Annotated in this window: 17 protein-coding genes and 1 riboswitch; of the genes, 10 read left to right on the forward strand and 7 right to left on the reverse strand. The window is 62.8% G+C overall.

Annotation, left to right across the window (positions count from 1 at the left end):
* Nucleotides 1-6: 6 nt before the first annotated feature.
* Nucleotides 7-924 carry a GTPase Era gene (era, locus tag CPI83_RS11570; protein WP_019749018.1) on the forward strand — a complete coding sequence of 306 codons (918 nt, stop codon included), beginning with the start codon at nt 7-9 and terminating at the stop codon, nt 922-924.
* 49 nt (nt 925-973) lie between these two features.
* Here era and CPI83_RS11575 read toward each other — a convergent pair whose 3' ends face one another.
* Nucleotides 974-1,528: a TetR/AcrR family transcriptional regulator gene (locus CPI83_RS11575; RefSeq protein ID WP_019749017.1), complete on the reverse strand. Its 555-nt coding sequence runs from the start codon at nt 1,526-1,528 to the stop codon at nt 974-976.
* A gap of 4 nt (nt 1,529-1,532) precedes the next feature.
* On the reverse strand, nt 1,533-2,951 hold the full coding sequence (locus CPI83_RS11580) for an amidase (RefSeq protein ID WP_097387239.1): 1,419 nt from the start codon (nt 2,949-2,951) through the stop codon (nt 1,533-1,535).
* 329 nt (nt 2,952-3,280) lie between these two features.
* On the opposite strand from CPI83_RS11580, the gene kdpF reads away from it, so the two are divergent.
* From kdpF to CPI83_RS11610, 6 genes are read left to right on the forward strand one after another with little or no spacing between them, the layout of a single operon-like run.
* The gene (gene kdpF / locus CPI83_RS11585) at nt 3,281-3,379 is read left to right on the forward strand and encodes a K(+)-transporting ATPase subunit F (protein ID WP_007731078.1); all 99 of its coding nucleotides are present in this window, start codon (nt 3,281-3,283) and stop codon (nt 3,377-3,379) included.
* Complete coding sequence (kdpA, locus tag CPI83_RS11590) at nt 3,379-5,064, forward strand: potassium-transporting ATPase subunit KdpA (RefSeq protein WP_097387240.1); 1,686 nt, start codon at nt 3,379-3,381, stop codon at nt 5,062-5,064. Before kdpF ends, kdpA begins: the two co-directional genes overlap by 1 nt.
* Nucleotides 5,061-7,166, forward strand: a complete 2,106-nt coding sequence (gene kdpB, locus CPI83_RS11595) for a potassium-transporting ATPase subunit KdpB (protein WP_097387241.1) — start codon at nt 5,061-5,063, stop codon at nt 7,164-7,166. Before kdpA ends, kdpB begins: the two co-directional genes overlap by 4 nt.
* 6 nt (nt 7,167-7,172) lie before the next feature.
* Nucleotides 7,173-7,823 (forward strand): potassium-transporting ATPase subunit C, encoded by a 651-nt coding sequence (locus CPI83_RS11600; protein WP_019749013.1) that lies wholly within the window; start codon nt 7,173-7,175, stop codon nt 7,821-7,823.
* 7 nt (nt 7,824-7,830) lie between these two features.
* Nucleotides 7,831-10,371 carry a sensor histidine kinase KdpD gene (locus CPI83_RS11605; protein WP_020969962.1) on the forward strand — a complete coding sequence of 847 codons (2,541 nt, stop codon included), beginning with the start codon at nt 7,831-7,833 and terminating at the stop codon, nt 10,369-10,371.
* Nucleotides 10,368-11,048 (forward strand): response regulator, encoded by a 681-nt coding sequence (locus CPI83_RS11610; protein ID WP_069146814.1) that lies wholly within the window; start codon nt 10,368-10,370, stop codon nt 11,046-11,048. Before CPI83_RS11605 ends, CPI83_RS11610 begins: the two co-directional genes overlap by 4 nt.
* Before the next feature lie 23 nt (nt 11,049-11,071).
* Here CPI83_RS11610 and CPI83_RS11615 read toward each other — a convergent pair whose 3' ends face one another.
* Both CPI83_RS11615 and CPI83_RS11620 read right to left on the reverse strand, forming a co-directional pair.
* On the reverse strand, nt 11,072-12,052 hold the full coding sequence (locus CPI83_RS11615) for a zinc-binding alcohol dehydrogenase family protein (RefSeq protein WP_175470274.1): 981 nt from the start codon (nt 12,050-12,052) through the stop codon (nt 11,072-11,074).
* Nucleotides 12,049-12,510: a MarR family transcriptional regulator gene (locus CPI83_RS11620; RefSeq protein ID WP_097387242.1), complete on the reverse strand. Its 462-nt coding sequence runs from the start codon at nt 12,508-12,510 to the stop codon at nt 12,049-12,051. Before CPI83_RS11620 ends, CPI83_RS11615 begins: the two co-directional genes overlap by 4 nt.
* Nucleotides 12,511-12,631: 121 nt before the next feature.
* Here CPI83_RS11620 and dinB point away from each other — a divergent pair, with 121 nt between their 5' ends.
* Entirely contained in the window at nt 12,632-13,930 is a 1,299-nt protein-coding gene (gene dinB / locus CPI83_RS11625) for a DNA polymerase IV (RefSeq protein WP_097387243.1), read from the forward strand.
* Here dinB and CPI83_RS11630 read toward each other — a convergent pair.
* Both CPI83_RS11630 and CPI83_RS11635 read right to left on the reverse strand, forming a co-directional pair.
* Nucleotides 13,927-15,207: an LLM class flavin-dependent oxidoreductase gene (locus CPI83_RS11630; protein ID WP_019749007.1), complete on the reverse strand. Its 1,281-nt coding sequence runs from the start codon at nt 15,205-15,207 to the stop codon at nt 13,927-13,929. The two genes, dinB and CPI83_RS11630, sit on opposite strands and share 4 nt — an antisense overlap.
* The gene (locus CPI83_RS11635; protein WP_046379952.1) at nt 15,207-15,971 is read right to left on the reverse strand and encodes a 3-oxoacyl-ACP reductase; all 765 of its coding nucleotides are present in this window, start codon (nt 15,969-15,971) and stop codon (nt 15,207-15,209) included. Before CPI83_RS11635 ends, CPI83_RS11630 begins: the two co-directional genes overlap by 1 nt.
* Before the next feature lie 17 nt (nt 15,972-15,988).
* Nucleotides 15,989-16,082: riboswitch (TPP riboswitch) on the reverse strand.
* Between the two features lie 138 nt (nt 16,083-16,220).
* On the opposite strand from CPI83_RS11635, the gene CPI83_RS11640 reads away from it, so the two are divergent.
* Nucleotides 16,221-16,661 carry a DoxX family protein gene (locus CPI83_RS11640; protein ID WP_020908179.1) on the forward strand — a complete coding sequence of 147 codons (441 nt, stop codon included), beginning with the start codon at nt 16,221-16,223 and terminating at the stop codon, nt 16,659-16,661.
* 104 nt (nt 16,662-16,765) lie between these two features.
* The gene (locus tag CPI83_RS11645; RefSeq protein WP_092763359.1) at nt 16,766-17,755 is read left to right on the forward strand and encodes a diiron oxygenase; all 990 of its coding nucleotides are present in this window, start codon (nt 16,766-16,768) and stop codon (nt 17,753-17,755) included.
* Here CPI83_RS11645 and CPI83_RS11650 read toward each other — a convergent pair.
* Complete coding sequence (locus CPI83_RS11650) at nt 17,752-18,501, reverse strand: TetR/AcrR family transcriptional regulator (RefSeq protein WP_007731095.1); 750 nt, start codon at nt 18,499-18,501, stop codon at nt 17,752-17,754. The two genes, CPI83_RS11645 and CPI83_RS11650, sit on opposite strands and share 4 nt — an antisense overlap.
* Between the last annotated feature and the right edge of the window lie 55 nt (nt 18,502-18,556).

The following is an 18,556-nucleotide window of genomic DNA, read 5'->3' on the forward strand; positions in this document are numbered from 1 at the left end:
GCAGTTATGAGCAAGAACGAATTCCGGTCAGGCTTCGTGTGTTTCGTGGGTCGACCCAATACGGGTAAGTCCACGCTGACCAATGCGTTGGTCGGCAGCAAGATCGCGATCACGTCCTCGCGCCCGCAGACGACGCGCCATACGATTCGTGGCATCGTTCACCGCGAGCATGCGCAGCTGATCCTGGTGGACACCCCTGGACTGCACAAGCCGCGCACATTGCTCGGGCAGCGCCTCAACGACCTGGTTCGTGACACGTACTCCGAGGTCGACGTCATCTGCCTGTGCATCCCGGCCGACGAGGCCATCGGGCCCGGAGACCGCTGGATCGTGCAGCAGATCCGTCAGATGGCGCCCAAGACCAAGCTGGTCGGCATCGTCACCAAGATCGACAAGGTCAGCCGCGACGCCGTCGGAAAGCAGTTGCTTGCGCTGTCCACCTTGCTCGGTCCCGAATCCGAGGTCGTTCCGGTGTCCGCGAAGTCGGGCGAACAGGTCGAGATCCTGGTCGACGTCCTCGCCGGTCTGATGGACGAGGGCCCGGCCTTCTACCCGGACGGTGAATTGACGGACGAGCCCGAAGAGGTGCTCATGGCCGAACTCATCCGTGAGGCTGCGCTCGAGGGTCTCGGTGAGGAATTGCCGCACTCCCTGGCCGTGGTGATCGAGGAGGTCATCCCGCGCGAAGGACGCACCGAGAAGCAGGGCGAGATGCTGGACGTCCACGCGTTGCTCTACGTCGAGCGGCCCAGCCAGAAGGGCATCGTCATCGGTAAGGGCGGAGCGCGTCTGCGGGAAGTCGGTACCAGTGCGCGCCTGCAGATCGAGAAGCTGCTCGGTGTGCGGATCTTCCTGGAGTTGCACGTCAAGGTCGCCAAGGACTGGCAGCGCGACCCGAAGCAGCTCGGCCGGCTGGGCTTCTAGGGCCTCCGGCCCCGTGAGCGGTTAGGGAGTCCCGGGACTGCCTAACCACTCACAGGGGCCGGAGGACCCTCAGGATCGCCGCGCCGATGTCCTGCTCGTCGACGCCGGTGGCCAGGCGTCGGAGTTGGAGTCCAGTGATGACGGCAACGAGCGTCGATGCAATCGATTCGGGATCCGGTACGCCGAGTGCCGTCAGAATCGTGACGGTCAAATCGTCGTAGGCGGCAAAGCATTCGACCGCAACTTCGTGGAGTTCGTGGTCGCGGCCGGCGGCGATGTACATCTCGAACGGCGCGATTCGCTCGGCCGAGAACGAAAGATCTCGCGTCACCTTCTCAGCTATTGCCGCGGCATCCTCGACGCTGAGACCTTTGTCGCGGTACTCCTCGGCCAAGGCGCGCAGGCGCGTCGTCTCGTCTGTCACGAATCGAGACAGAGCAGCGCGAAGCATGTCCGACTGGCTCGCGAAGTGATACGTGATCGATCCGAGTGAGACGCCGGCCTGCGCGGCGATGCGCCGGTTGCTCACACCCGGGATGCCGTCGGTACCGACGACGTGCAGAACGGCGTCGAGTATTCGCTCGCGAACGTCCCGGTTACTCATCGGGTCACCACCACGGCTCGGGTCGGACCTGATCCCAACGCAGGACCGATTCCAATTGTGAAGCGAGGGAGACCAACAGAGGTTCGGTGTTCTCGTTGCCCATCAACTGCGCACCGATGGGCAGGCCGGCCTTGCTGAATCCGGCCGGCACGTTGACCGAGGGCCAGCCGAGGACGTTCCACGGCCACGCGTACGGGCAGGCGCCGGTCATGACCTTGTCAGTGTCCCAACCACCGATGCCGTCGATCGCGGTCGCCATGATCGGTGGAGTTGCCGTCGTGGGTGCCAGGACGACGTCGTAGGTGTCGAAGATCGCTCCGATCCGCTTTCGCATCCGCGGTTCGGCCGCGCGGGCCGCGCGCAGTGGCGCACCACGAAGTAGCTTGCCGTTCTGTGCATTTCCGCGTGTTCGGGCATCGACCAGTGTCGGGTCGGGAACGCGTCCGAGCCAGTCGTGGACCCCGACGAGTGAGCGGGGCAGAAAGTTCAGGCCGAAGATCAGGCCGTATGCGGGATCGTCGACGACGACGTGGTGTCCGAGTTCCCGCAGCGTGTCGGCGATCGAATGCACGGCCAGGCGCACTTCCGGGTCCAGCTTCACAGGAGTGGCGGTGAACGGATTACGAAGGGAAAGAGCGATTTTCAGTTTTCCGGGGTCGCGTCCCACCGCGTCGCTGACGGTGACCGGTGTCGGCTTGTGGAGATCGCCGTCGTGGTTGCCGGCAGCGACGTCGAGCAGCAGTGCCGCGTCGGCGACGGTGCGAGCGAGCGGGCCGTTGACCGTCAGGCCGTAGAAGGCTTCGGCGTCGGGCCAGGTGGAGATGCGCCCGCGCTGCGGTTTGATTCCGACGAGGTTGGTCCAGGCCGCGGGGATTCGGATGGAACCGGCTCCGTCGGAACCGATTCCGGCGCTGACCAATCCGGCAGCGACGGCCGCGGCGGTGCCGCCCGACGATCCGCCTGGAGTGTGGTGACGCGACCACGGATTGCGCGTGTAACCGAAGGCTGAACCGCTCGTGAGCGGCCACTGGCCCAGTTCCGGGCTGTTGGTCTTGCCCACGATCACTGCGCCGGCGTCGCGGAGGCGTCGAATCATCTCCGAGTCCTCGGTCTTGGCCGGGAAATCGCCAGGGCAACCGAAGGCGGTGGGTTCGCCGGTGATGTCGACGTCGTCCTTCACTGCGATCGGCACGCCGAGAAGAGGTAGGCGCTCGCCGAGTGCGAGACGCCTGTCGGCCTCGGCAGCTTCTTCGAGTGCCTTCTCGCGCCGCACGATCTTGAACGCATTGAGGTGAGGCTGAGTGGCCTCGATCCGGCTCAGCGTTGCCTCCGTGGCCGCGACGGACGAGGTAGCACCCGAAGCCAGACTCGCAACCTGGTCGACAAGGCCGGGGGCGAGATCGTGGTCGGTTCGAGAAGTCATCAGGTTCCCTTCGCAAAACTGTTCGTTCGAACGAACAGTAACTTGTTTCAGTATTAGCGAACTTGGGTTCCGCGTCAAGATCGCGTCAAGACGCCAGGTCAGTGCGTAAGTGGATCGTCAGAGACACGGAATCGGCCTCTCTGGAGGTCGAAGCTGAGAGAGCGCATCCGGTCGAGGGCGACCGAGCGTCATGGCTGCGATGCACAGCAGCACGGCAAAAGATTTCGAAGAGGGAAGCTCATGGCCGATCTGGCCTACGTTGCTCTGATTCTCGGTGGTTTTCTCGTGTGCGCGCTGGTGCTGCGCGCCCTACAGGCGAGCGCTCCCAAATGACGGTTGCCGGTGTGGTCAGCGTGGTTCTGATCGCCGTCGCCGCGGCATTGGTCATTTATCTGCTCGTTGCACTCGTAGATCCTGAGAGGTTCTGATGTCGCCCGCTCTTGCAGCCGGCCTGCAGATCGCTTTTGTCCTCGCCGTTCTGGCAATTGCCTACGTTCCGGTGGGCGACTACATGGCACGCGTTTACTCGTCGACGCGGGATCTGCGGGTCGAGAGTGTGATCTACCGCGTCGGCCGGATCGACTCGCGGGCCGAGCAGACGTGGTACGGCTACGCCGCAAGCGTTCTCGGATTCTCGTTGGCGAGCGCATTGTTCTTGTACTTTCTCCAACGGATTCAGGGTGTACTACCGCTGAGTGACGGACTGTCCGGCGTCAGCCCTGCCGTTGCCTTCAACACCGCGATTTCCTTTGTGGCGAACACGAACTGGCAGTCGTACACGCCGGAAATGACGATGAGCAACTTCGTGCAGCCCGTCGGCCTGGCGGTGCAGAACTTCGTCTCTGCCGCAGTCGGGATGGCGGTGGCCATCGCATTGGTTCGTGGCTTCATTCGGGTTGCCCGGGGCGGCGAAATCGGCAACTTCTGGGTCGATCTGACGCGTGGTTCTCTGCGCATCCTCCTCCCGTTCTCCTTCGTGATCGCCCTTATCCTGTTGAGCCAGGGAGTGATTCAGTCGTTCCACAACGGTTTCGCCTCCACCGGTCTCGACGGCAATGCGGTGACCAATGCACTAGCTCCCGTCGCGTCCCAGGAAGCGATCAAGGAACTCGGCACGAACGGCGGCGGGATCTTGGCTGCCAACTCGGCGCACCCGTTCGAGAACCCCACCCCGCTGAGCAATATCGTCGAGATTCTGGCGATCCTGTTGATTCCGGTCTGCCTCACACGAACATTCGGAACTCTCGTCGGTGATCGTAGGCAAGGCCTCACCCTGCTCGCAGTGATGGGAATCCTGTGGAGCGGACTGCTCGCGGTGACGCTCGCTGCCGAATCCGGCGCACGCGGTGTTGCCGCCACAGCAGCTGGTTCGATGATGGAGGGCAAGGAAGTTCGCTTCGGAATCCCCGGATCGGCATTGTTTGCGGTGGCGACCACGGGAACGTCGACGGGCGCGGTGAACTCGGCCCACGACAGCATGTCGCCCCTCGGCGGCGGCGCGGTCCTGCTCAACATGTTGCTCGGCGAAATCGCGCCGGGCGGGGTTGGAACCGGCCTCTACGGGATTCTCGTGCTGGCGCTGATCGCAGTGTTCGTCGGCGGACTGTTGGTCGGTCGCACGCCCGAATACCTCGGCAAGAAGTTGGGTCGACGCGAGATAACCCTTGCGGCGCTGTCGATCCTGGTCATGCCCGCACTGGTCCTGATCGGTACCGCCATCACCGTGATCCTTGGTTCGACCACCGGTTATCAAGGCAACGGGGGAGATCCGGGCACGCCGGGATCGATCCACGGGTTCAGCGAGGTGCTCTACGCTTTCGCTTCCGCCTCGAACAACAACGGCAGCGCGTTCGGCGGTCTGACCGTCACCAGCGACTGGTTCCAGTCGTCTCTCGGAATCTGCATGCTTCTGGGCCGATTCCTGCCCATCATCTTCGTTCTCGCTCTGGCCGGTGCGCTGGCCTCTCAGAAGAAGGTGGCGCCGACGGCCGGCACCCTCCCCACATCCGGTCCGATGTTCACCGGCCTGTTGACCGGAACCGTCGTTCTTGTTGCTGCACTTACATTCTTCCCGGCCCTCGCGCTGGGCCCGCTAGCGGAGGCTCTTCAATGACCGTGCGTATCAGTGAGAAACCCGTGGTAGCGCAAGACGCTGCCGACAAGGTTGATCCAGGGCAGTCCCGTCAAGTACACGCAGGCGTATTCAACCCGCGGCAGATGATCACCGCGTTGCCGGGGGCCGTACGCAAACTCGATCCACGCCACTTGGCGCGTAACCCGGTCATGTTCGTGGTGTTCGTCGGTTCCGTCATCACCACCGTCATGGCGATCGCCGATCCCTCGGTGTTCTCCTGGGTGATCACCCTGTGGCTCTGGTTCACGGTGATCTTCGCGAACCTCGCCGAATCCGTGGCCGAAGGGCGAGGCAAGGCTCAGGCGGCCAGCCTGCGCAAGGTCAAGCAGGACACCACAGCACATCGGATCACGATGAGCGGCGCGATCGAATCGGTTTCCGGCACCGAACTAGTGGTCGGCGACCGGGTGATCGTGGTTGCCGGCGAGGTCATCCCCGGCGACGGCGACGTGGTCGAAGGTATTGCCTCCGTGGATGAATCGGCGATCACCGGTGAATCCGCCCCGGTAGTCCGTGAATCCGGTGGCGACCGCTGCGCCGTCACCGGTGGTACGACGGTTCTCTCCGACCGGATCGTCGTGGAAATCACCGCAGCACCGGGCAGTTCGTTCGTGGACCGGATGATCGCGCTCGTCGAAGGCGCCTCGCGTCAGAAGACACCCAACGAGATTGCGCTCAACATCCTGCTCGCGTCGTTGACGGTCATCTTCCTCCTCGCCGTCGTAGCCATCGGCCCGATGGGCTTGTACGCGGGGCACGAGCAGGATCCGATCAAGCTGATCGCACTCCTCGTCTGCCTGATCCCGACGACCATCGGAGCGCTGCTCTCGGCAATCGGTATCGCGGGCATGGACCGCCTCGTCCAGCGCAACGTTCTCGCGATGTCGGGGCGTGCCGTGGAAGCTGCGGGCGACATCGACACCCTGTTGATGGACAAGACCGGAACCATCACCTTCGGCAACCGCCGGGCGACCGCGCTCCACCCGGCACCCGGCGTATCCGCCGACGATCTTGCTGCGGCAGCGCGCTTGTCGAGCCTGGCTGACGGAACTCCCGAGGGACGGAGCATCGTCGAGTTGTGCGCAGCAGAGTACTCTCTCGCGGCCGAACCGACGCTCGACGAGGAACGCGCCGAGTTCGTTCCCTTCACGGCACAAACGCGGATGAGCGGACTCGACCACTCCGGACGCCAAATCCGAAAGGGTGCAGCAGATGCGGTGATGCACTGGGTCGTCAGTGGCGGTGGACATGCAGAGACCGCGGTGACCGATACCGTGAACGACATCGCCCTAGCCGGCGGAACACCACTGGTAGTTGCCGTCAAGCACGGTGAGAGCACCTCGATCCTCGGCGTGATCGCGTTGTCCGACGTCGTCAAGCCGGGAATGGCTGACAGGTTCGCCGAACTCCGGGCGATGGGTATTCGCACGATCATGATCACCGGCGACAATCCGTTGACCGCGAAGGCGATTGCCGATGAGGCGGGCGTCGACGACTTCATGGCGGAGGCCACCCCGGAAGACAAACTGGCCCTGATCCGGAAGGAGCAGGAAGGCGGACGTCTCGTCGCGATGACCGGTGACGGGACCAATGATGCGCCCGCCCTTGCCCAGGCGGATGTCGGGGTCGCGATGAACACGGGAACCTCGGCAGCCAAAGAGGCCGGGAACATGGTCGATCTCGATTCCGATCCCACCAAGTTGATCGAGGTAGTGGAAATCGGCAAGCAATTGCTGATCACCCGCGGCGCCTTGACCACATTCTCGTTGGCGAACGACCTGGCGAAGTACTTCGCAATTCTGCCGGCATTGTTCAGCGGCATCTACCCGCAGCTGGACGCGTTGAACATCATGCGGCTCGCCACCCCCGAATCGGCGATCGTCTCGGCCGTGATCTTCAACGCCTTGGTGATCATCGGGTTGATTCCGTTGGCACTCAAGGGTGTTCGATACCGACCGTCGACAGCATCGCAGTTGCTCGGACGTAACCTGCTCGTCTACGGTCTCGGCGGTGTGATCACACCGTTCGTCGGTATCTGGTTGATCGATCTCGTCGTGCGTTTGATTCCTGGAATTGGGTGACCTGACATGCGTTTCACTATCGGTTTTGCCAAACAGGTGTGGGCGGGTTTGCTCGTATTACTTGCACTCACGGTCGTTCTCGGTGTGATCTATCCTGCCGCGGTGTGGGGGGTCAGCCGGATCAGCTCCGGATCTGCCGAAGGCTCACCGGTCACTGATGCCGCCGGTTGCGTGGTCGGCAGTGCCTGGGTGGGTGTTGATCCGCAGGTTGCCGAAGGGCAGCAGGACCCGTTCTTCCACAACCGCGTTGTCGGATCCGTTTCGGACGAGGATCCTTTTGCCACCGGTGATCCCGCTGCGGCACTGCCGTCCAACCAGGGGCCGAGCAGCGAGATTCTGGCCGGATTCATCATCGAGCGCCGGGCGGCCATCGCGGCACGTGAGGGCGTTGACCCGGCATCGGTTCCCGTCGACGCAGTCACCGGTTCGGGCTCGGGTATCGATCCCCACATCAGTCCGGCGTACGCCGAACTGCAGGTCGCGAGGGTGGCGGCGAACAACGGCATCTCGGAAGACCAGGTGCGGGACTTGGTGGCTGAGCACACCGACGGTCGGCAACTCGGATTTCTCGGAGCCGAGCGAGTCAACGTCCTGGAATTGAACCTGGCACTCGGATTGACGGCACCTACGTGTGCTGCGCCGACGACTGGTGGATGATTGTCACGTGAGTTCTTCGGAGAAGGTCGGTCAATCTTTCGGTAGGGCACGCAAACGTGGTGAATTGCGTATCTACCTCGGCGCTGCCCCCGGCGTCGGAAAGACCTTCGCGATGCTCGGTGAGGCTCATCGACGTCGAGATCGTGGCTGTGACGTGGTCGCGGCCGTTGTGGAGACACACGGCCGCGCCCGCACGGCGGCGCAGATCGGTGACCTCGAGATCATTCCGCCGAAGCTGGTGGACTATCGCGGAACACGGATGCCGGAACTGGACGTCGAGGCCGTGTTGGCTCGGCGGCCGGCCCTTGTCCTCGTGGACGAGTTGGCACACACCAACACGCCGGGGAGTGAGAATCACAAGCGCTGGCAGGACGTACAGGAACTGCTCGAAGCCGGGATCGACGTCCTGTCCACGGTCAACGTGCAACACCTCGAAAGCCTCAACGACGTTGTCGCGCACATCACCGGCGTGGTTCAGCAGGAGACGGTTCCGGACGCGATAGTGCGTAGTGCGGCGCAGGTCGAGTTGGTCGACATCACTCCGGAGGCGCTGCGCCGCAGACTTTCTCACGGCAACGTGTATTCGCCGGAGCGTGTCGATGCGGCATTGGGTAACTACTTCAGACGCGGAAACCTCACGGCGCTACGCGAACTGGCTCTGCTGTGGGTGGCCGATCAGGTGGACGCCGCCCTGGCGAAGTACCGGGCCGAGAACAAGATCACCGATACCTGGGAGGCGCGCGAGCGTGTCGTCGTTGCCGTGACCGGGGGACCGGAGTCGGAAACGCTGGTACGACGCGCATCCCGTATCGCGTCGAAATCGAGTGCCGAGCTGATGGTGGTCCACGTCGTGCGCGGTGACGGACTCACCGGCGTCTCGGCTCCGGAGATGGGCAAGGTGCGCGCGTTGGCCGTCGGGGTCGGCGCCACGCTTCACACCGTTGTCGGTGACGACGTACCGTCGACGCTTCTCGAATTCGCCCGCGAGGAGAACGCCACACAGTTGGTTCTGGGAACGTCTCGACGTTCTCGGCTGGCGCGCATCCTCGACGAGGGGATCGGCGCCGCGGTGGTTCAGCAGTCCGGCGGCATCGACGTTCACATGGTCACCCATGAGGAAACGACCGTCCGTCGGCGGATCTCGTTGTTCGGCCGATCCGAGTACCGCTTGCTGTCGTGGATTGCGGCAGTGGTGGTTCCGACGGCCGCAGCCGGACTCATGGGTCTGATCGACCGGATCTCCGGCGTGCAGGGCGAAAATGCGTTGTTCTTCGTGGTGGTGGTTCTGGTCGCGCTGCTCGGTGGTGTCGGGCCGGCAATGCTGTCTGCTCTGTTATCGGGACTGCTGCTCAATTACTTCTTCACCGACCCCAGGTACAGCTTCACGATCGCCGAACCCGACAACTTCATCACGACGGTGGTGCTGCTGATAGTGGCTGTGGCAGTGGCCGTTCTGGTGGACGCTGCCGCCAAAAAAGCTCGAGAAGCGAAGCGCGCTTCGGAGGAAGCGGAACTTCTGACACTGTTTGCGGGGTCGGTTCTCCGCGGTGCTGACCTGTCCACGCTGCTCGAGAAAGCTCGCGAAATCTACCGTCAACGGGGGGTTTCAGTGGTGCATCATGAGGATGGCGTAGTCGCGGCCGTGGGTGCAGAACCGCCGGCACGTGAAGCTGACGCGGATTCCGTGTGCGAGGTAAACGACGGCGAATACGCACTGATGCTGTCGGGGCCGGAGTTGAGTGCGCGTGATCGTCGGGTGTTGACCGTTGTCGCGCACCAGGCGGTCGGCATGATCCGTCAGGACAAGCTCACGGTCGAAGCGAGCAAGGCGGCTGCATTGACCGAGGCTGATCAACTGCGCCGAGCATTGCTTTCGGCTGTGAGCCATGACCTTCGGACACCGCTCGCCGGCGTGAAGGCTGCTGTGTCGAGCTTGCGCAGCGACGACATCGAGTTCTCACCTGAGGACACGGCAGAACTACTGGCCACCATCGAGGAGTCTGCGGATCAGTTGACCGCGCTGGTCGGCAACCTTCTTGATTCGTCCAGACTGGCTGCGGGAGTGGTCAAGCCGACGTTGCGGGCGGTGTACCTCGACGAAGTTGTTCACCGGGCGTTGCTTGGATTAGGCATCGGCGGCCGGTCGGACTCCCGGTCCCACAGTGTGATCGTCGACGTGGGTACTGTTGCCGTGCAAGCCGATCAGGGTTTGCTCGAGAGAGTGATCGCCAACCTCGTCGACAACGCATTGCGGTACGGCGGCACAACACCGGTGCGAGTGGGAGCAGCACGCGTCGGAGACCGCACCGTCATCACCGTCGCAGATACCGGCCCCGGTGTACCCCGTGGTGAAGCCGAATCGATGTTCGAGCCGTTCCAGCGGATGGGAGATCGCGACAACACCGGCGGAGTGGGCCTCGGGCTGTCCGTGGTTCGTGGATTTGTCGACGCGATGGGCGGAACGGTCAGTGCCACCGACACTCCGGGCGGTGGGTTGACGATGATGGTCGAACTGGCCGGTGCAGGAACGAATGGAAGCGAGTCATGAGCCGGATACTGGTTGTCGACGACGAACCGCAGATCTTGCGGGCACTACGCATCAACCTCACTGTGCGTGGATATGACGTGGTGACGGCGTCCACCGGAGCAGGGGCCCTGCGCGCTGCAGCGGAACGGCCGCCGGACGTGGTGATTCTCGATCTCGGACTGCCGGACATGGACGGCACCGAAGTACTTGCAGGCCTGCGTGGCTGGTGCACGGCGCCGGTCATCGTGCTGTCGGCGCGCACCGACTCCGCGGACAAAGTCGAGGCCCTCGATGCCGGTGCCGACGATTACGTCACCAAGCCCTTCGGGATGGACGAGTTTCTGGCCCGCGTGCGCGCAGCGGCGAGGCGTGGAACCTCGGCGGCCGACACCTCGGAACCGTCGGTCGAGACCGCGTCGTTCACGGTGGACTTGGCTGCCAAAACGGTGAGTCGGCGCGGTGAACAGGTGCACCTGACTCCGACCGAGTGGGGCATGCTCGAGATGCTTGTGCGCAACCGCGGAAAGCTGGTCGGGCAGAAGGAATTGCTTCGGGAGGTGTGGGGACCGGCCTACGACACCGAGACTCACTATCTGCGTGTCTACCTGGCTCAACTTCGTCGCAAGCTCGAGGACGACCCGGCCAGCCCCAAGCATCTGATCACCGAGGCGGGGATGGGTTATCGATTCGTGGTGTGAGAAACCAGGTGTGAGAAACCAGGTCAGATCATCACCACCAATTTGCCACGAGCCGTACCGGCTTCCATCTTGGCATGTGCTTGCGCGATGTCCTCGAACGCGAACACCTCGTCGATCGGTACCACCGCCTCGCCTGACGCGACAGCGGAGAGGAAGTCTTGCAGTACGTCGGCAGGCAGGTCGGACGCGTCCCCGCCGTACGAGGTCAATCGCACTCCGCGTGGAATGTAGTCGATCGGATAGAAGTCCTTGACTGTCCACTCGTTGGACAACATGCCCGTGAAACACACGGTCCCGTGAACGCGAGTGGCGCGCAACGTATCGGGAAGTGTTGGTGTTCCGACTAATTCGAGAGCCAGATCAACACCGTCCGGGAAAATGTCTCGCACCTGGCCTGCCACGGTACCGTCGTCGAGGACAACGTGGTCGACCCCGATCGCGGTCAACGATGACGTCTTGCTCGCATCGCGGGTGGTCGCAAGGACCGTGAGCCCCCACTGTTTCGCCAGGACTGCGGTTGCCATGCCGACCGAGGAGGTTCCGCCTCGAATCAGTAGGGATTGACCGGATTTCGCATCCAGTCCCACCGTCAGCGAGCCGGACGACGTCTGCAGCATCTCGGGAACAGCTCCCACTGTCGACCAGTCCAGTTTGCTGGAGAAGGGAACGACCTGGCTGACGGGAACGCACGTGTACTCGGCATATCCGCCGTCGAAGACCCGACCCATCCCGCCCATCATGGCGGCGACCTGCTGCCCTTCGGTCAACTCCCCGCCGGGGCAGTTCACCACTTCGCCGACGGCCTCGATGCCCAGCACCCTCGGGAACGTCACGCCTTCGGCGAGGCCGAGCCTGGTGTGCAGTTCGGATCGATTGAGGCCGAAGGCCTTCACGCGGACCAGTACCCAGCCGGTGGTAGGCGCCGGTATGGGAATCTCCTTGATCGTCAATGCTTCTGGCGGGCCGGGGGCGTCGAGCACGATTGCGCGCATTGTGTCGGTCATGCTTTCTCCTTGGTGATGAGTGTCAGTCGACGGTTGGCTTCGCGCAGCGAGGCCAGTGTGGCGCCGAACCGATCGAGAGCCTCGGGCGTCAGCACGGAACCGAGACGGCGTGCCAGTTCGTCGTCGAACGTGGCCTTCGCCCGCTGCAACAGGCCGATGCCGTCGGGGGTCAACGCGATGAGTGAGGATCGTTTGTCGGCGGGATTGGATTGTCGACGGCAGTGCCCCGAGGACTCGATCCGATCCACCAATTTGCTCGTGCCACCGACGGTGATCGCGAGGGCTTCGGCAATGTCGAAGACCCGACAGGAACCTAGCCTGTCGATGATCTGCATCGGCTCGAATCGACTCAGTGGCAGGTCGTGCTCGATTCGTAGTCGCTGGTCGACGGCCGTCCACAGTTCGGTTTCGAAGCGGACGAGGTTGTCGAAGTGACCGCTCAGGTCCGACCCCGTCATGAGCAGACCCCGAACCGATATGCATTCCGTGGAATCATTCTTTCACCGTACGCCCGATTCGTGATTAATTCCATGGAATCTATTTGCGGCCTTTCGTTGTGTCGGTGGCGCATGGGAACATATGTTCGTGTCGCATGAATCGCTGGATCGAGAAACGCCAGGTAATCACCCTGGCGGTGCTCGTTCTGGCGGTAATCATTCTGGGGGTGGTCGACCTACGGGTGACGCAACGATCCTCCATGCGGACCTCGATTCGTTCTACGCATCGGTCGAGCAACGTGACGACCCGACTCTGGCGGGCAGACCGGTCATCGTCGGTGGTGGCGTGGTCCTGGCGGCAAGCTACGAGGCCAAGGCGTTCGGGGTTCGAACTGCGATGAGTGGTGGTCAGGCTCGATCACTGTGTCCCCAGGCGATCGTCGTTCCCCCGCGAATGTCGGCGTACTCGCAGGCGAGCAAAGACGTGTTCGACGTCTTTCACGACACGTCGCCGCTGGTCGAAGGAATCTCCATAGACGAGGCCTTTCTCGAGGTCGGCGGGCTCGCCAAAATCGTGGGAAACCCGCTGCAGATCGGGGCCAACCTCAGACGCGACGTGGCTGAGCAGGTCGGACTACCGATCACGGTCGGGATCGCACGCACCAAGTTCCTGGCCAAGGTCGCGAGTGCATTCGCGAAACCCGACGGATTGCTGCGAGTGCCGCCGGAGGGCGAGACCGAATTCCTGCATCCGTTGCCGGTCGAGAAGCTGTGGGGCGTCGGCAAGATCACGGCCCAGAAGTTGCGAAACTTCGACATCGTGACGGTGGGTGACATCGCTCGGCACGACGAATCCTCGATCGTCTCGATTCTCGGGGGCGGCGCCGGTCGCCATCTCTACGCGCTCTCGCACAATCGAGATCCGCGCCCCGTCCGCGCCTATCGTGGCCGCAGTTCGATGGGTGCTCAGCATGCGCTTGGTCGCGGATCCCATTCCCGCGCAGAACTCGATGCGTCGTTGATGTCCCTTGTCGACCGTGTCAGTCGACGCATGCGTTCGGCGCAGCGGACGGGGCGCACGGTCACGCTCCGGCTTCGCTTCGCGGATTTCACGCGGGCAACTCGATCTCACACGCTGCGCCGGTCCACCGCAGACACAGCGGAATTGCTGAACGCCTCGATGGTGCTGCTGGACGAAGCGATACCGATGATCGCGGACAAGGGCATCACGTTGATCGGTGTCGCTGTCTCCAACCTGGATCGGGACGGCGCCGAACAACTCGAATTGCCCTTCGACGGTCCAGGATTCGCGGGTCCGGACACTGCCGCCCTCGACTCGGCGATGGACAGCGTCCGGAAGAAGTTCGGCTCGGCGGCTCTCACGAGGGGAGTGCTCCTGGGACGCGATCCGGACCTGTCGGTGCCGCTACTGCCGGACTAGGTGAGGTTTTCTCTCAGAGTCGCTCCCTCGTACTCGCGTCGGAACAACCCACGCGCCTGCAGCACTGGAATCACGTGATCGACAAAATCTTCCAGGCCCTGCGGATAGGTCGGCGGCATCAGATTGAAACCGTCGGCACCGCGGCCGTTCAACCAGGATTCCATCTCGTCGGCAATCGACTCCGGTGTGCCGATCATCGTTGCGTGGCCACCGCCCGCAGCGAGCGTCCCGAGGAGTTCCCGCACAGTCGGTGCGTCCTTCTCGACGATCCGCAGAATAGTTGCGTAGCGTCCTTGCGGCCCGCTGAATGCTTCGAGTGGCGGCAACGGGGGTACGGGCCCGTCGAGATCCCAGTCCTCGCAATCCTGTCCGGTGAACAACGAGAGTTGGCGTATCGACTGTTCGGTGGGCAGCAGGCGATCAAGTTCGGCCTTCTTGGCCCGCGCCTCGGCGACAGTACTTCCGACGTAGGTGACCAGCCCCGGCATGACGGCGACCGAGTTCGAATCCCGGCCGGCGCGCTCGATTCTCGACTTCACGTCCGCGTAGTAGCTCTGCGCGCTGGGTAGGTCGTAGGCAACCGAATAGATCGCCTCGGCGCGCTGCGCAGCCAGATCGCGACCCTGCTCGGACGCCCCGGCCTGAAACAAAACCGGTCTGCCCTGCGGGGATCGAGGAACCGTCAACGGGCCGTCGACACGAAAATGCTTGCCGTCGTGATCGATGCGAGAAATCTTGCCTGCGTCGGCAAAACGTCCCGCCCGGTCGAGGATCAGCGCGTCTTCCGACCACGAATCCCACAATGCGAGGGCCACTTCGACAAATTCGTCGGCTCGTTCATATCGGGATGCGTGATCGGGCATCGCCTCGAGTCCGTGGTTGCGCGCCTCCTGGTCGAACATCGAGGTCACGACGTTCCATCCGGCCCGTCCGCCGCTGATGTGGTCGAGCGATGCCAAAAGTCGTGCCGCGTGGAATGGCGTGTAAAAGGTCGTGGAGATGGTGGTGACCAGGCCGACGTTCGCCGTCGCTCGTGCCATGGCAGTCAACGCGGTGATCGGTTCGAGAAACCACGACGCACCAGACTCGGGTTCTCGAACACTGTGACCGTCAGCGAAGAAAACGGCGTCCAGCTTGCCGCGTTCGGCGATCTGGGCGAGCGACTCGTAATACGTGATGTCACCGAGACTTTCGACCGGTGAGTCGCGGTGTCGCCACGCCGCACTGTGATGCCCGCAACCGAGCAGGAACGCACCTATCCGTAGCTGTGCGCCCATCAGTTCTTGACGAGTCCGCCGTCGACAACCAGATTCTGGCCGGTCACGGCCCGCGACCAGGGGGAGGCGAAAAAGAGTGCAGCGTCGGCAAATTCGTCCGGCGTCGTGACTCGGCGCAGGGGAGTGCTTGCCGCGATCATGTCGAACACGGCTTCCGGTGTCGCGGCACTCGCATCGGTGGTGCGGAGCAAGCCGCCGGAGACCATGTTGACTGTGATCCCGTCCGGACCGAGGTCGGCGGACAGCGTCCGTGTCAGTGCCAACAGTGCGGCCTTGGCAGCGGTGTAGTCGTGGTAAGGAACTACCGGATTCTGGACCAGATTGGTTCCGACAGTGATGATTCGGCCGAAGCCGAGTTCGCGCATGCCTGGTAGCGCTGCCTGGGTGGTATTGAGTGTTCCGGCAACAGCTCCGCGTAGTTGAGAGTCGAAGTCGGCCCAGGTGATCGTGTCCGCGTTCGGCCGGGCATCGCCGTTGAACGAGAAGTCGACCAGTGCATTGTCGACCACGGTCGAGATCGGTGCGTCGAATCTCTCGCGTGCAGCGGAGAACAACTGGTCGACAGAACTGCGGTCCGTCACGTCCGCCTGGACTGCGAAGGTTCGATCCTCACCCAGTTCGGCGACCAGGGCCTCGGCGGCATCGCGGCTCTTGTTGTAGTTCACGATTACGCGGGCGCCCGAGCGGGAGAATGCTCGGCTCAGTGCGGCGCCGAGCCCGCGGGCGCCACCGGTGATCAGAACGATCTGCTCGTCGAGGTTCAATGCGCGCTGAAATTGCTGTTCGGTCACGTCGACATCCCTCCGCCAGTGCTAACTGGTCAGGTTCATCGGGTCTGATCTCAGCCGACTTTTTCGGCACCCCGTGTCACCGTCCATCAGACCACGTGAGGTGAATCGTCCTGAACGCCGGGTGCGTAGTAACGGCCGGCGCGATGAGTTTTCGATCGCTCGGGAGTCGTAATTGCAAGCGAAGTGGCAACCGGCCGCTCGCCTTCGCCCCAGGAGATTCCGATGACCACCCAGCCCGTCCACAACGAAACTGTTTCCGGTAACGCCACGACGACGACACCTTCGGCCACGGCTCGCAAGGTCGGATACGTCCTGAGTGGGCTGTTCGTCGTTTTCATGCTCTTCGACGGCATCATTCACATTCTCAACCTTCAGACCGTCAAGGACGCCTCCGCCGAACTTGGGCTGCCGGACTCGCTGGCATTGACGGCCGGGGTGGTGCAACTGATCTGCCTTGCGCTGTACGTGATTCCGCGAACGTCGATACTCGGCGCGATTCTGCTCACCGGTTACCTGGGTGGAGCCGTGTTGACCAACCTTCGAGCGGAACAGCCTCTGCTGAGCACGACATTGTTTGCCGTCTACACCGGAATCGTCATGTGGGCGGGTCTGTATCTCCGAGACGAGAAGGTTCGCGAGATCATCCCGGTGCGGCGGGCCTGAAATCAGGCCCCTGAAGGGGTTGCGTGGGACGCGGTGTCCCATTATGTTTGACCTCATTCAAGTCCGTCGACTCCAATCGACGGACTGGCCGTGAGGAGACACCGATGGCTCGGTCAGCGTCGATCGAAGTGGAAAAGCCGTACCGCCAGGTACTGCAGACTTTGTCCGAGGGCTCAGTTGCCCGCAGTTTCGATCCCTATCTCGACATCGACTGGGATTCACCAGAGTTCGCGATCGATCCGCGTGATCCGAGGTGGGTGCTCTCATCCGTGTCGGATCCGCTCGGAGCGACGCAGTGGTACCAGGATCAGTCGTTGGAGCGTCGAATCGCCATGGGAATGTGGCGTCAGGCGAATGTGACCAAGGTGGGTTCGGCATTCGAGAGCATCTTGATCCGGGGAATGCTGCAATACATCATGGCGCTACCCAACCAGTCGCCTGAGTTCCGGTACTGCCTGCACGAGATGACCGAAGAGTGCAATCACATCCAGATGTTCCAAGAACTCGTCAATCGTATGGACATCGACGTACCGGGTATGCGTCCGATGTTCCGGCGGCTGTCGCCGATCATCGGAGTGCTGGGAGCAAAGTTCCCGGTCATCTTCTTCATCGGCATTCTGGCTGGTGAAGAACCGATCGACCACTTCCAGAAGGATCTCATCCGCGAGGGTAAGGACACGCCGCCGGCGATGCTCCGCACCATGGAGATTCACATCGCCGAAGAAGCGAGACACATCTCGTTTGCTCACGAGTTCCTGCGCAATCACGTCCCCAGACTCAGTCGTACGAGTCGAGCCATCACATCGGTCGCCTTCCCCGGCACGATGCGTTGGCTTGCGGGCGAAATCATGTCACCGCCAAAGGAATTCGCCGAAGAATTCGGAATCCCGGACGAGGTGATGAAGAGCGCCTTCTGGGGGAGCCCACATTCACGCCGCATCCTGGGTAATTACTTCGGTGAAATGCGAGCCCTGGCAGACGAACTCGGATTGATGAATCCGGTGTCGAAGCGTGCGTGGCGAAAGCTGCGCATCGACGGCGACTACGCCCGCTACCGCGGCGAGCCGAAGCGTTCCGACAAGACCCGGATCTAGTCCGGCCGCGAAGTTCCTCCGTCGGAGGACACCAGTTCGGCTATGAGCGTGGACAATTCGACATGGGGATCGATCTGTAGCCCGCTCGAGCGGGCGACGCCGTCGAACATGTACCAGGTGTATTTCGCGAGGTCGGCGACGATCTCTTCGCGGCTCGGTTTCGGATCGGTGCTTCGGACCCAGTGGGTGAGCGTGCCCTCGACCATTGTCACCACTGCGAACGGTAGTGAATCGAAGGGTGAGGAGTCGATCCCCACGGATCGACCGACTTCGGTGATAGTGGTGCGGGCCGAGTCGGCGATTGTCGCCTTCAAGCTGCTGATCGCGTCGATGCTCTCGTCGTCGTAGTCGGTGGGGCCGGTACCCATGAACTCGTGAATCCGCGGATGCTCGGTGATCCACTCGGCGACGGCGCTGATGGTTCGGGTCAGGATCTGGTCGAGAGTGCCTACCGAAATGCTCATCGACGCATCCAGGGCCGCCGCAAATTGGCCGAGCACAAACGCTCGGACTCGTCGATCGAGGTCGTCTCGGCCGCTGAATTGTCGGTACACCACCGACTTGGCGAGGCCTGCACGGTCGGCGATCTGCTGGACGGACACCTCGGCACCTGCCGCGCGCTCTTCGATCAGTTCGACAGCCGAGGTGAGTATCCGTTTCTGACGCTCGGAGTTGTGTCGCTCCCACCGCGCTTCGCGACCGGTCAACTCTGCAGTGACAGGTTGCGCAATTGCGTCGCTCGGCATCGGGCCAGTCTATCCGGACGGACCCGCCGTATTTCCGACTTGTCATCGGGCGCGG

Origin of the sequence: Rhodococcus sp. H-CA8f (genome assembly GCF_002501585.1) — a bacterium.
Classification (GTDB): domain Bacteria; phylum Actinomycetota; class Actinomycetes; order Mycobacteriales; family Mycobacteriaceae; genus Rhodococcus_F; species Rhodococcus_F erythropolis.